Below are 12,384 nucleotides of genomic sequence, written 5' to 3' on the forward strand. Positions count from 1 at the left end.
GGTTAATACAGGTCGTGCGTCACCGCGTGGCGGTACTGGGCCTCAACCGCCCCGGCTTCACTGGGGTCACCGCCCATCAGCGCCGTCTTCATCTGGCCGATCCCCGGCAAATCCTGTGTCAGCTCCTGCGAAGCCGGATCCCACAGCCGGGCCCGGCTGATCGCCTTGCCGCAGTGAAACAGCACCTGATCCACCTGCACCACAATCCCCAGCTTCGGGGTCTTGCCGCCTTCCTGCAACCGCTCCAGCAGGGCGGCATCGGTGGAGGCCCGGGCCTGCCCATTGATCCGCAGGAACGTCAGTTGCCCGGGGAACAGGAACAGCAGCGCCACCCGGGACTCCTGACGCAGGTTGCGCAGGGATTCGATGCGGTTGTTGCCCGGCCAGTCGGCAAAGGCCACGGTCCGGTCATCCAGCACCTTCACAAACCCCGGTGCCCCGCCACGGGGCGAGGCATCCAGCCCATCCGCCCCGCCGGTGGCAAGGCAGAAGAAGGTGGCAGCCTCCAGATAGGTGCGGTGAAACGCGATCAGATGCGGCAGGACCGCCCGCTGGATCGCCTCCGACGGCGGGGGGTACAGGCTGTCCAGATCGGGAAAGGTGTCTGGCTGGGTCATCATGGTCCTCTCGGCTACAGGAAGGAAAGCGACAGGATAGCGCTGCTGCCGTGTCCTTGCTAAGTTATCGAGGCCATTCACTATCGCATTGACGCCATGGAAATCGATTATCTGACTCAGGCCCTGACCTCCGGGCAGGCCGACACCCCGATCCTGACCGTGGTCGGTGATCTGGAGGTGGAAGAACACACCCCCCACACCCACGCCCATGGCCAGTTGATCGGCTGCATCCGGGGGGTCCTGAGCATCCGGACCGAGCGGGCGACCTGGGTCATCCCCGCCCGGCATGGCGTATGGGTGCCCCCACTCCACCCGCATTCGGGCTGGTCCCAAGGGGTGTTCACCGGCTGGGGCCTGTATGTGGACCCCGGCCACTGTTCCCTCCTGCCCGATCAGCCCAGCATCGTCGAACCGTCCCCCCTGCTGTGGGAAGCGGCACTGCGCTCCGCCGGGTGGCAGGCAGGCCCGCTGACCGACCGCCAGCGCCGTCTGGCCGATGTGATCCTTGATGAACTCCATGCCCTTCAGCCGCGGCCACTGGGGTTGCCCCTGCCGCAGGATGACCGGTTGCGCCAGATCACCGGCGCCCTGCTGGCCGACCCCACCGACCGCCGCACGCTGGACGACTGGGCCACCCGGATCGGGACATCGCCCCGCACCCTCAGCCGCCGCTTCGTCAGCGAAACCAGCCTGTCGTTTACCGAATGGTCGCAGCGTGCCCGCCTGATGCGGTCATTGCAGATGCTGGCCGACGGCGCGTCCGTCACCACCACCGCCATTGATTGCGGCTATACCAGCATCAGCGCCTTCATCGCCCTGTTCCGGCGGCACTTCGGGGTGACACCGTCGCACTACGCCCCGACATGCGCCCCGGCACTGGCGGACGCGCAGCCGAAGGCTGACAGCGGGAGATGAGACGGAATGGGAATGGTGGGCGGTGACGGGCTCGAACCGCCGACCCTCTCGGTGTAAACGAGATGCTCTACCAACTGAGCTAACCGCCCTTGCGGATAAACGGCCATCGCATGGCCCCGGTTTATCGCGGGTGGCCTTATGTATCCTACCGCCCGCGCAAACTCAACACCCTAAATGCAGGCCCGGAACAGGGGGCATCAGTCCAGCGGCGGGTGGCCGTCCGACAGGCATTTGCCGTGGTCAGACAGGATCTCGATCACCCGGCAGTCGCGCACGGTCGGGCCGTGGCAGCAGGCCGCCATGTGTTCCAGTTCCTGCTCCAGCTTGCGCAGGCGGTCAATGCGGTCCCGCACCAGCCGCAGGTGGCGGCGGGCGATGGCGTCGGCCTCCTCGCACGGGGCTTCCGGGTGGGCGGCCAGCGTCAGCAGTTCCCGGATATCATCCAGCGTGAAGCCAAGGTCGCGGCTGTGGCGGATAAAGCGCAGCCGCTCCAGATGCCGCCGCGAATACTGCCGCTGGTTGCCTTCACTGCGGTCCGGCTCCGGCATCAGGCCGATCTGTTCGTAATACCGGATGGTTGGCACCTTGCAGCCGCTTTCGGCGGACAGCCTGCCGATGGTCATCACGGTGGCGGCAGCAGAACGGGGCGGCATGGCAGGGCCTCCGGCAGACTCTATAGCTTCTGGAGATATAGGGATCAGCCGGAGCCCCGCAAGCCCCCGTTACGCCCCCTGCCGTTACGCCGGAACCAGCGCCTTGCGGTACCAGATCTGCGAATGGCCGGGCGGATAGCCCTCCATCACGCTCCAGCGTTCATAACCCTGCTTTTCATAGAAGCCGGGGGCCTGAAAATCATAGGTATACAGCCGCGCCCAGCGGCACCCGGCGGCGGCGGCCTCGGTTTCGGCCTGTGCCATCAGCGCCGCGCCCAGACCGGTGCCGCGCTGGCTGTCATCGATCCACAGCAGGTCAACGTACAGCCAGCCCCACTGGCGGTAACCGACCAGCCCGCCGACCACGGTGCCGTCCTCCGCCCGCGCCTGAATACAGACGTCCTCGCGCTGCATCGGCAGTTGGCTGGCATCAATGTTGTACTGGCGCAGGCCATCCCACACCGGCTTGCTGTCGGCCTCGGTGGGGTTTTCGATGGTGTGCAGGGAAACAGACATGGGGGAGTCCGCCAAGGGTTGAAAACGCAGAGCCACAGCTTATCTGCTGAAGCAGGGCCTGTCTTCCCCCGCATCCGCCCTGGCGGCCAGAACAAAACGGACTGGCAGAACAAAACGGGCTGGCAGAAGAAAAAGCTCTGGCCGGTCCGGAGCACGCCATGCGCCTTGCGGCAGACAGCCGGGTATGAAATAAGTGTGGCCGTCCGGCCGGAAGGCACAGCCGCCGCAGCCTGTGCGGCTTACCCCCGGCCCGGATGGACACCGAAATCACCGTCGCCGTTCTCCCGGTTCTGCCCTGTGCGGGTGGATCATGGGAACGGCACAGGTGCCGTCAGGGCAGTCATGCATATGATCCTAATTCGCAATCTGCGCCACACCTACCCCGGCACCCGCCGCCAGTCCGCGCGGAATGCCCTGCGCGATCTGTCGCTGGAAATTCCGGCCGGGCAGTTCTGCATTCTGTCCGGGCCGAATGGCAGCGGCAAGTCAACGCTGTTCCGCATTCTGTGCGGGCTGGCCGCGCCGTCGTCGGGCAGTGTCAGCATTGGCGGCCACGATCTGGCCACCGCGCCGGAACGGATCCGCCCGCTGATGGGCGTGGTGTTCCAGAGCCCGGCGGTGGACAAGAACCTGTCGGTGCAGGAAAACCTGACCCTGCATGCCGATCTGCACGGCCTGCGCGGCACCGCCGCCGGACGGATGACCGAGGCGCTGGCATGGTCGGACCTGAAGGACCGGCTGGGCGACCGGGTGGAAACCCTGTCCGGCGGACTGGCCCGGCAGGTGGAGCTGGCCAAGTGCCTGATGACCCGCCCGCAGATTCTGCTGCTGGACGAACCGACCACCGGCCTTGATCCGGCCAGCCGCCGCTCGTTCATTCTGGCCCTGCGCCGGTTGCAGCGCGACCGCAAGATGACCGTGCTGATGACCAGCCACGTCTTTTCCGATGCCGAATTCGCCGATTCCGTCGCCATCCTGCGCGATGGGGCGCTGATGGCGCATGACACCCCGGACCGCCTGAAGGCGATGGTCGGCACCGAGATGGTGGTGATCCGCCCGCGCGACCCCGCCGCCTTCGCCACCGTGCTGGAAACCGGCTTCAGCCGCCGCCCGGTGCGTTATGGTGATGAACTGCGCATCGAGAACATTCCGCCCGCTGAGGCCGTACCGCTGATTGCCGCCGTGCTGGACCACCACCGCGCCGATGTGCTGTCGATCGGCGTCAAGCAGCCGGATCTGGAGGACGTGTTTGTGCACGTCACCGGCCGTGGCGCTGCCTTTGCCGCCGATGCCGAACCGTCCGACAGCCGCGCCCGCCAGCCGGAGTTGACCGCATGACCAGCCCCAAGACCGCCGCCGTGGCACTGGAATCCACCACCGTGACCCTGCCCGACACTGCCCTGCCCGCCGGAGACCTGCCCGCCCCGCGCCTGCTCGGCCCGGCTTTCGCGCTGGCCAGGCGGGAGTTCACCCGCTTCATCCGCCAGCCGCACCGGGTGATCGGCAGCCTCGGCCAGCCGCTGCTGTTCTGGATCTTCCTCGGGGCCGGGTTCACCCCGTCGTTCCGCCCGCCGGGGATGGAAGGGATGACGTACATGGAGTACTTCTATCCCGGCGTGCTGATGATGATGATCCTGTTCGCCTCCATCTTCTCCACCATCACGGTGATTGAGGACCGCGATCAGGGCTTCCTGCAAGGGGTGCTGGTCGCGCCGGTGCCCCGTCTGGCGATTGTGCTGGGCAAGGTGGCGGGCGGATCGTCAATCGCCCTGTTCCAGAGCTTTCTGCTGCTGCTGGCGGTGCCGTTCCTTGGCCTGCCGGTGACCCTCAGCGGTATCGCACTGGTGGTGATGGCGATGGTGCTGTCGGCCTTCGGCTACACCGCGCTGGGGTTTGCCATCGCGTGGCGGATGAAGTCCACCTCCGGCTTCCATGCCATCATGATGATCTTTCTGATGCCGCTGTGGCTGCTGTCCGGGGCGCTGTTCCCCACCGCCGGGGTGCCCGGCTGGCTGAGCACCGCCATGGCCCTGAACCCGGTCGCTCACGCCCTGACCATCGTCCGCGCCCCGTTTTATGCCGATGCCGCCACCGCGCTGGCCAGCCCGGCCTATCTGACCTCGCTGGCCGTGGTGGTGGGCTGGGTGGCGCTGTGCCTGTGGTGGTGCGCCAGCCGCGTCAGCCGCCGCGATAAGGGCGTACAGGGCTGAGCACAATGGAAGCCGTCTCCGTCCGTTTTATCACCCGGGCAGAGACGGTGCCATTGCGCCGCGCCCGCCTCAACCCGGACCTGACCCCGGAAGAGGCCGAACGCAAGGCGCAGGGGCATCCAAACGCGTTCCAATGTGGTACATTTGTCGGCGACACCCTGCTGTCCGTCGTGACGTTCCATCCGGAAGCGGTGCCCCACCACCCGGAAGGCCTGCGGCCACCGCCCTTCGTCACCCCGTGGCGGCTGCGGGCGCTGGCAACGGCCCCCGGGCAGGAAGGTAAAGGGCTGGCACGACAGGCCATTGCCTTTGGTCTCAACCATCTTTACCGTACCGCCACCCCCGGTGAGACCGGCGTATGGCTGTATGGCCGCGAAACCGCTTATGGCTTCTATGACCGGCTGGGATTCTCCCGGGCCGGACTTTGTTTCACAACCGACACCGGACCGCATGACCTGTTCTGGATCTGCGGACCGCTGGAGTGAGAGGTTCCACAATTCCTGCACAATCCCCCCTCGGAACGGTCACCGTCCGCTTTATCACCCGGGCCGAAACCGTTCCACTCCGCCGCGCCCGACTCAACCCCGCCCTGCCCGCGCAGGAAGCCGAGCCATGCCCGCATGAGCAGACCTTCCAGTGCGGAGCGTTTCTGGATGAGGAACTGGTCGCGGTGGTGACCTTCTCCGCCGAGACCGCGCCAAACTATGCTGATGGGCAGCAACCGCCGCCTTTCACCACCCAGTGGCATCTGCGGGCTTTGGCCACCGCCCCCGGGCACGAAGGCAAGGGGCTGGCCCGGCAGGCGATTGCCTTTGGCCTGAACGCCATCTTCGCCGCAGCGGCCCCCGGCAGCACCGGCGTCTGGCTGTACGGGAAGGAATCCACCTATGGCTTCTACCGCCGCCTCGGCTTTTCCGCCGCCGGGCTGCCCTTCCCCACCGACACCGGGCCCTATGATATGTTCTGGATCAGCGGCCCCCTGCCGGAGGAACCGGCGCGGGTGAGATGAGCCCCCCGCACCTTACCGGGTGCAATAGGCCTCCAGCGGCCAGCGCCCGGCAACGGTGTAGCCGGTTTCCGGGGCCACCATAAACTCGCTGGCACCGCGATGGGTGGCCGAGTGCCTGTCCCAGTCGTAGGTATAGCCCAGCCGGGTCCACGGTGCGCCATTGACGCTGTAGGACTGCACATACAGCCCGGCAAAGAAACCGCGGTAATCCGGCACCCCCGGCGCGGTTTCCGCCGCCGCTGCCGTGGCGGAACAGGCCGAGATATCGGTCCGTGGATCAGAACACGGGCGCAACAGCCGGTCGGCGGGCACCCAGACTTCCACCACGCTGTCGCTCTTTGACGCCGGGGGCAGGCCCAGCCAGCGGATCAGCCGCTACCGCCGGGCTTCCCCCGCCGACCACTCGGCACAGGCGGCCTGCATCTGCGGCACCGCCGTCACCCACAGCACCGGCTTGCCCGGCGGCAGGGTGCCGCTTTCCGCCGAATAAAACTTCTGCACACTCTCGGCGGTGGTGAACATCGCCATCAGCACCTCCCGCCCCCGGTCGGTCCGGCGCTCCACCAGCCCCGGTGCCCCGGCGGCCAGCGAGACCAGATCGTGGTCTTCCTCCGCCGGTTCCGGGATTGCCGCATCCTGAAGGGCCGCATAAAAGGCATTGTGGGTTGCTGCGTGGGTTGCTGCGTGGGTTGCTGGACCCTGCGGCGTCTCCGGGGTCTGGGTCGCGCACCCCGATACACCCAACGCCAGCACAGCCACCAGCCCCGCCATCCCAAATCCATTGCGCATGGTTGCTCTTCCGCCAGATTACCCGGTTCCGCTCCGGGCGCGGCCAGACTGCCGCACCCGCAGGACGAGAACAACCTATATCTGCATTTTACCCGTAAAAAGGGCCATTCCGACACATCTGCGGGATCAGGCCCCGGTCGCGTGGTACCAGCAGTTGATCGCAAAGCGGTGATCCGCGAAAGCTCCGGAGGGACAGGAGATGGGGCGCACCTCATGCGGGGCCCAGGAGGGGAACAGCAACAGCATATCCCGTTCCGGCTCGATATCCTGATAGTGTCCGCCATGCTCCGGCAGAAGGAAGGAGTGCAGCCGCAGCTCCCCGCCGCTGAAACGTTTCGGGCTGGCGTGGAAATAGTAGACCGCAGTCAGCACCCGCAGGCGGGAACTGTCCGGGTTCTGCATCTGGGTATCGATATGGCGACTGTAGAAAGCCCCGTCACCATGCGCCACCAGCTCAACCTCCTGAAGCTTGACGGAAAGCGGTGACAGCTTCATGTCCTCCATCGCCCAGTCTGACACGGCATCGAACCGCGATATCAGCGCTTTTTTCAGAGGCCCCAACCGGGGCAGAACCACAGAGGTCCGGATCTCCGGATCCATCCGGGCATTCTCTCCACTGCCGACCCGGGTCGGCTCGAACCCATCCTGACTGTCCTGCACATAGGCAAGAAGCTGTTCCACCAGCTCTTCGCCCAGAAAACCCCGGATAATCCGATACGGTGCCAGTTTCTGAAAAACACTCATAGATCCACAAAGCCCCCGATGCCATTCCCGGCGCGCGCAGCTTAAAATAGTTTCCGGCGGGAAGGAAAGCGGTTAAGCGTGCCCCCTGCGCCATACGGGATATCACGCCCTGACAGAGCCTTGCCCGTTCCCCCTTCTGCATGAGAGGCTTTGTTCGCATGCTGTCAGGTAAAACCGGTCCGTAGCCTGCTGATGGGGGAAGTGTTTCATGCTGATATCAAAGACGAACTCCATGGCCCTGATCCTTGCCTGCTCCGGGTTTCTCCTGACCGGCTGCAAAGACAATGACTCAGGCTACACTCTGTACCGGGAGTCTGAGGTGGCCAGCGACAAGCGGCTTCATGTCGCAACCTTTGATTCCTTCTATGGCGCGGACTTCAATGAAAAGAACTGCGAAGTCACCGCCATCATGTTCCATGAGAAAGCAAAACTGAAATTCTGGTGCGAAAAAGGGCCGTATAAACCGTGATTTTCCCGAAAAAAAGCCCCCGGATCACTCCGGGGGCCTTTTCCATCATGGTATGGCCGGAAAAACTTACGGGCATTCCTGAAAGCGCACCGGTTCGCCGACCGGGGTGCCCTCAAGGACCGTATCACGCATGACGATGTTCCCCCGGATGATGGTATGAACCGGACGGCCGGTGGCCTCGAAACCGTCAAACGGAGTCCAGCCGACGCGGCTGGCAATCCAGCTGTCGGTGATGGTCCAGCGGGCGTTCAGGTCTACGATGGTGAAGTCGGCATCATAGCCCAGCGCGATCCGGCCCTTGTTCATCATGTTGTAGATCCGGGCCGGACCGGCGCTGGTCAGGTCAACGAAGCGGCCCAGCGACAGCCGCCCGGCGGCGACGTGGGTCAGCATCACCGGTACCAGCGTCTGCACCCCGGTCATCCCCGACGGGCTGGCCGGATAGGGCTTGGCCTTTTCTTCCAGCGTGTGCGGCGCGTGGTCGGACCCGATCACGTCCACCACCCCGTTCTCCACCGCCTTCCACAGGGCGTCGCGGTGGCGGGCATCGCGGATCGGCGGGTTCATCTGCGCCCGGGTGCCCAGCCGGTCATAGGCGTCCGGCCCAGCCAGCGTCAGATGCTGCGGCGTGGTCTCAACGGTGGCGAATTCCTTGTGGGCCGCCAGAAACTCCATTTCCTCCGCCGAGGTGACATGCAGCACATGCACCCGGCGCTGGGTTTCCTCGGCCAGACGCACCAGCCGCATGGTGGCGCGCAGGGCGGTTTCCTCATCGCGCCACACGGAGTGCATGCGCACATGCGCCCCGTCCTTCACCAGCTCCCAGCGTTCGATCAGGCGCGGTTCGTCCTCGCAATGTACGGCGATACGGCGGCGGCCATGGCGCAGGATGTTACGCAGCGGCTCGTCTTCCGCCACCAGCAGCGAACCGGTCGATGACCCCATGAAAATCTTGACGCCGCTGCACCCCGGCAGGTTTTCCCACTCCGCCAGATCAACGGCGTTATCCCCGGTGGCGCCGATGAAGAAGGCATGGTCACACCACGCCCGGCCCTTGGCGCGGGCCACCTTGTCGGCGATGGCGGCGGCATCGGTGGTGGAGGGCTTGGTGTTCGGCATCTCGAAAATACCGGTGACGCCGCCCAGAACCGCCCCCCGGGTGCCGGTTTCCAGATCTTCCTTATGCTCCAGCCCCGGTTCGCGGAAATGCACCTGGGTATCGACCACCCCCGGCAGCACGGTCAGGCCGTTCAGCGGCAGTTCCTGCGCCCCCTGCCCGGCCAGACTGCCGAACGCCACCACCTTGCCACCGCGCACCCCGATATCGGTCTGCACCAGACCGCCGGGCATCCAGACGGAGCCTTGGGTGAGAACAAGGTCATAACGCGGGGTCAGGCTCATCGGGGGTCTCCGTTATCCGGACAGGGACAGGAACAGTAGAAGGAAAGAGACAGGAAAACAGTCTGTCTTCTAGCTAACGTGTTTCCCCCCGCTTGGGAAGGCACCGGAGCCGGATTTTTTCGGCAGGCCGGAACAGGGCCCAATGGTCTGGCCGCCGGGCATTACCCCGCTGCCAGAACCTCCAGCGTCGGGCCATCCACCGCCTGTCCGGCGATATGGCGGCGATGCCACAGGGCGTAAAACAACAGGCTCCACGCCGCAAAGCGGTGCTGCTTGCCGCTGGCGGTGAACAGGGCGCGCACCGCTTCCGGGTGGGCGATTTCCGCCACGCCGGGGCTGGCGGCAACCAGCGCCCCGACCCGGGCCCCATCGGCGGCAATCCATTCGCCGACCGGCACGGTGAACCCCTTTTTCGGGGCGAAGGGCTGGGCCTGCGGCAAAACCCGCTCCAGCCAGCGGCGGAGGATGTACTTGCCGGTCTTTTTGCGCAGCCGCAGCGACGGATGCAGCCGCAGCGCCACATCGGCCACCACCGGATCCAGAAACGGCACCCGCCCTTCCACGCCATGGGCCATCAGGCAGCGGTCGGCCTTCAGCAGCAGGTCATTGGGCAGCCAGTCGGCAATGTCGATGGCCTGTGCCCGGGTCAAACGGTCCGGATAGCGGGCGGCGGCTCGCCGTTCCGCCGCCGCCATGCCATCGCGCCAGCCGGTGCCGGTGTCCCGCAGCACGCCCAGCCCGTCGAAGGTGCCGCTGCGCCGCATCGACCGGGCAAACGGCCACGGGCGGCAGAAGCTGCGGTAGCGGCCATACCCGGCAAACAGTTCATCCCCACCCTCGCCGGACAGGATCACCCGCACCTGCTTCCGGGCTTCGCGCGCCAGAATCCATGTCGGCACAATGGCATAGTCGGCCACCGGGTCATCCATGGCGGCCACCATCCGCGGCAGATCAGCCCAGAAATCGGCGGCGGTGATCGCCACCTCGTGATGCTCCGCCCCGACATGCCGCGCCAGTGCCCGGGCGTGGTCCCGCTCGTCATGCACCGCCGTTTCAGGGAACCCGGCGGTGAAGGCCACCACCGGCTGCGGGTTCAGCCGCGCCATCAGCGCCAGAACCGCCGAACTGTCAATCCCGCCGGACAGGAACATGCCATAGGGCACATCAGACCGCTGATGCGCCAACACGCTGTTTTCCAGCGCCGCATCCAGCAGGGCAATGGCGGTGTCCTCATCCCGGATATCAGTGATGACATCGGGCAGCGGATCGCGGTGATGGCGCTCAGCAATGCGGCCCTGCTTCAGCACCACCGTCTCGCCCGGCATCAGCCGCTGGATGCCCTGCACCGGCAGCCGGTCGCCGGTGGTGAACTGAAGCTGCAACAGCTCCGTCACCTTGGCGCGGTCAACCTGCGGGGTGACAAAGCCCCCGGCCACCAGCGCCTGCGCCTCTGACGCAAAGGCGATACCCTGCGGGGTTTCCGCCAGATACAGCGGCTTGATGCCAAAGGGATCGCGCGACAGCACCATCACCCCGTCGGCGGGGTCGTAGAGGGCAATGCCGAACATGCCGCGCAGGCGCTGCGGGAAGGCGGCACCATCCTGCCCATACCACACCAGCGGCGTTTCGCAGTCTGACCGGGTGCGGAACGGCTGGCCGCTCAGGTCCTCGCGCAGGGTGGGATCGTTGTAAATTTCGCCATTGGCGACCAGAACCCGGCCCCCATCCCAGAACAGCGGCTGATCGCCGGTCTGAAGATCAATGATCGCCAGACGGCTGTGGCCCAGCGCCACCGGCCCGCCATCGGCATGCAGATGCACCCCGTCCGGCCCCCGGTGGGCCATGGCCTGCGCCATCCGCAGCACCGCCTCGCCCGGGGCAGCGGCCCCGGTGCTGAAAAACCCGGCAATCCCGCACATCAGCCGGCATCCCCCGCAGCCGTGGCGGACGCTGTCACCGCCCCGAAGAAGGCGCGGTAACGGGCCACCACCGCCTGTTCGGTGTAACCATCGCGGAAGCTGGCATAGCCGGCATCAGCCAGTGCTGACAGGGCGGTCCGGTCCCGCAGCGCCGCCTTGATCGCCGCCGCCATCGCCGCATCGTCATCCACCGGGGTCAGCAGACCGTTGACGCCGTGTTCGATCAGGGCCGACGGCCCCTGACTGGCCGCCGCCAGCACCGGGCGATGCTGCGCCCACGCTTCCAGCACCACATTGCCCAGCGGTTCATGCCGCGACGGGCAGACGAACAGGTCCGCCGCCCGGTGCAGGGCCGGGGCGGCATCGGTCCAGCCCAGAAAGCGCACCCGTGGCCGGATGCCCAGCTTGGTGGCCAGTGCCTCCAGCGCCGGGCGCTCCGGGCCTTCCCCGGCCAGCCACAGGTACACGTCGCTCAGGCGGGCCACCGCCTTCAGCAGGGTGTCGAAGCCCTTGTTCTCATGCAGCCGCCCCAGCGCGAACAGCAGCGGCACCGTCTCCGGGGTGGTGAAGTCCGACCGCCGGACCGGGGCCGCCTGCCGCTCATCAACAAAGTTGGGCAGGTAATGCGCCCGCTCGGCGGGCCAGCCCTCGCGGACCACATAGTCAACCAGATCGTGGGTGTTGCACACCAGATGGTCGCAGTCCTGATAATACTTCAGGTCGTAATAACCGCCCAGCCGCGCCACCTTGACGAAGGGCACCCCGGTTTTCCCCATTCCGGTTTTCCCCACCCCGATTTTACGGGGCGACGGGCAGAAGGCGGTGGCGCGGTTCATCCACGTCAGCACCACCGACGGCTGAAAGCGGCGGATCTCCGCCGCGAACTTCCGCTTGGTGGAAAAGTCAAACCGGCCGCCGAAGGGCAGCTCCACCGGGCGGATGCCGCCCTCGGTCAGCTTGCCCGCCCGCTCGGCGTTCTGCCGGATCAGGATGTGCTGCTGCACCCCGGCGCGGTGCAGGGCCAGCACCAGCCGTTCAAAAAACAGCTCCGCTCCGCCGTGACTGGCCCCGGCCATGGCCTGAAGAATCCGCAGGTCGGAGGAATGGGTCACGGTTGCCTCGGTGTTGGGGGTGGTCATGCC

15 protein-coding genes and 1 tRNA gene are annotated in these 12,384 nt (G+C 66.2%); 6 read left to right on the top strand and 10 right to left on the bottom strand.

Going from position 1 to position 12,384, the window contains the following annotated elements; genetic code table 11:
* Nucleotides 1-2: 2 nt before the first annotated feature.
* On the bottom strand, nucleotides 3-620 hold the full coding sequence (locus tag FHS48_RS15655) for an MSMEG_1061 family FMN-dependent PPOX-type flavoprotein (RefSeq protein ID WP_221443549.1): 618 nt from the start codon (nucleotides 618-620) through the stop codon (nucleotides 3-5).
* A gap of 93 nt (nucleotides 621-713) precedes the next feature.
* On the opposite strand from FHS48_RS15655, the gene FHS48_RS15660 reads away from it, so the two are divergent.
* A complete protein-coding gene (locus FHS48_RS15660; RefSeq protein ID WP_184264731.1) occupies nucleotides 714-1,532 on the top strand; it encodes a helix-turn-helix domain-containing protein in 819 nt (272 codons plus the stop codon).
* A 13-nt stretch (nucleotides 1,533-1,545) separates the two neighbouring features.
* Here FHS48_RS15660 and FHS48_RS15665 read toward each other — a convergent pair.
* The 3 genes from FHS48_RS15665 to FHS48_RS15675 form a co-directional block, all read right to left on the bottom strand.
* Nucleotides 1,546-1,621: transfer RNA gene (locus FHS48_RS15665), tRNA-Val, on the bottom strand.
* Nucleotides 1,622-1,729: 108 nt separating this feature from the next.
* A complete protein-coding gene (locus tag FHS48_RS15670) occupies nucleotides 1,730-2,185 on the bottom strand; it encodes a MerR family transcriptional regulator (protein WP_184264733.1) in 456 nt (151 codons plus the stop codon).
* 84 nt (nucleotides 2,186-2,269) lie between these two features.
* On the bottom strand, nucleotides 2,270-2,701 hold the full coding sequence (locus FHS48_RS15675) for a GNAT family N-acetyltransferase (protein WP_184264735.1): 432 nt from the start codon (nucleotides 2,699-2,701) through the stop codon (nucleotides 2,270-2,272).
* Between the two features lie 348 nt (nucleotides 2,702-3,049).
* Here FHS48_RS15675 and FHS48_RS15680 point away from each other — a divergent pair, with 348 nt between their 5' ends.
* The 4 genes from FHS48_RS15680 to FHS48_RS15695 are packed head-to-tail and all read left to right on the top strand — an operon-like array spanning nucleotide 3,050 to nucleotide 5,920.
* Nucleotides 3,050-4,039, top strand: coding sequence for an ABC transporter ATP-binding protein (locus FHS48_RS15680; protein ID WP_184264737.1), 990 nt, complete (start codon nucleotides 3,050-3,052; stop codon nucleotides 4,037-4,039).
* Entirely contained in the window at nucleotides 4,036-4,911 is an 876-nt protein-coding gene (locus FHS48_RS15685) for an ABC transporter permease (protein ID WP_260402520.1), read from the top strand. Before FHS48_RS15680 ends, FHS48_RS15685 begins: the two co-directional genes overlap by 4 nt.
* 5 nt (nucleotides 4,912-4,916) lie before the next feature.
* Nucleotides 4,917-5,396 carry a GNAT family N-acetyltransferase gene (locus FHS48_RS15690; protein WP_184264739.1) on the top strand — a complete coding sequence of 160 codons (480 nt, stop codon included), beginning with the start codon at nucleotides 4,917-4,919 and terminating at the stop codon, nucleotides 5,394-5,396.
* The gene (locus FHS48_RS15695) at nucleotides 5,393-5,920 is read left to right on the top strand and encodes a GNAT family N-acetyltransferase (protein WP_311769152.1); all 528 of its coding nucleotides are present in this window, start codon (nucleotides 5,393-5,395) and stop codon (nucleotides 5,918-5,920) included. The genes FHS48_RS15690 and FHS48_RS15695 overlap by 4 nt, the downstream gene beginning before the upstream one ends.
* Nucleotides 5,921-5,932: 12 nt before the next feature.
* On the opposite strand, the gene FHS48_RS15700 is transcribed toward FHS48_RS15695, so the two are convergent.
* The 3 genes from FHS48_RS15700 to FHS48_RS15710 form a co-directional block, all read right to left on the bottom strand.
* Entirely contained in the window at nucleotides 5,933-6,247 is a 315-nt protein-coding gene (locus FHS48_RS15700) for a hypothetical protein (protein ID WP_184264741.1), read from the bottom strand.
* A gap of 48 nt (nucleotides 6,248-6,295) precedes the next feature.
* Nucleotides 6,296-6,709, bottom strand: a complete 414-nt coding sequence (locus FHS48_RS15705) for a hypothetical protein (RefSeq protein WP_184264743.1) — start codon at nucleotides 6,707-6,709, stop codon at nucleotides 6,296-6,298.
* A 126-nt stretch (nucleotides 6,710-6,835) separates the two neighbouring features.
* Nucleotides 6,836-7,453 (bottom strand): 2OG-Fe(II) oxygenase, encoded by a 618-nt coding sequence (locus tag FHS48_RS15710; RefSeq protein ID WP_184264745.1) that lies wholly within the window; start codon nucleotides 7,451-7,453, stop codon nucleotides 6,836-6,838.
* Between the two features lie 232 nt (nucleotides 7,454-7,685).
* Between FHS48_RS15710 and FHS48_RS15715 the strand changes: the two genes are divergently transcribed.
* Nucleotides 7,686-7,922 (top strand): hypothetical protein, encoded by a 237-nt coding sequence (locus tag FHS48_RS15715; protein WP_184264747.1) that lies wholly within the window; start codon nucleotides 7,686-7,688, stop codon nucleotides 7,920-7,922.
* 66 nt (nucleotides 7,923-7,988) lie between these two features.
* Here the strand turns inward: FHS48_RS15715 and FHS48_RS15720 are convergent, their stop codons facing one another.
* From FHS48_RS15720 to FHS48_RS15730, 3 genes are all read right to left on the bottom strand, one after another.
* A complete protein-coding gene (locus FHS48_RS15720) occupies nucleotides 7,989-9,323 on the bottom strand; it encodes a dihydroorotase (protein WP_221443550.1) in 1,335 nt (444 codons plus the stop codon).
* 161 nt (nucleotides 9,324-9,484) lie between these two features.
* Complete coding sequence (gene asnB, locus FHS48_RS15725; RefSeq protein ID WP_184264749.1) at nucleotides 9,485-11,242, bottom strand: asparagine synthase (glutamine-hydrolyzing); 1,758 nt, start codon at nucleotides 11,240-11,242, stop codon at nucleotides 9,485-9,487.
* The gene (locus FHS48_RS15730) at nucleotides 11,242-12,381 is read right to left on the bottom strand and encodes a glycosyltransferase (RefSeq protein WP_184264750.1); all 1,140 of its coding nucleotides are present in this window, start codon (nucleotides 12,379-12,381) and stop codon (nucleotides 11,242-11,244) included. The genes asnB and FHS48_RS15730 overlap by 1 nt, the downstream gene beginning before the upstream one ends.
* Between the last annotated feature and the right edge of the window lie 3 nt (nucleotides 12,382-12,384).

This window comes from Novispirillum itersonii (genome assembly GCF_014205675.1).
Taxonomy (GTDB): Bacteria; Pseudomonadota; Alphaproteobacteria; order Rhodospirillales; family Rhodospirillaceae; genus Novispirillum; species Novispirillum itersonii_A.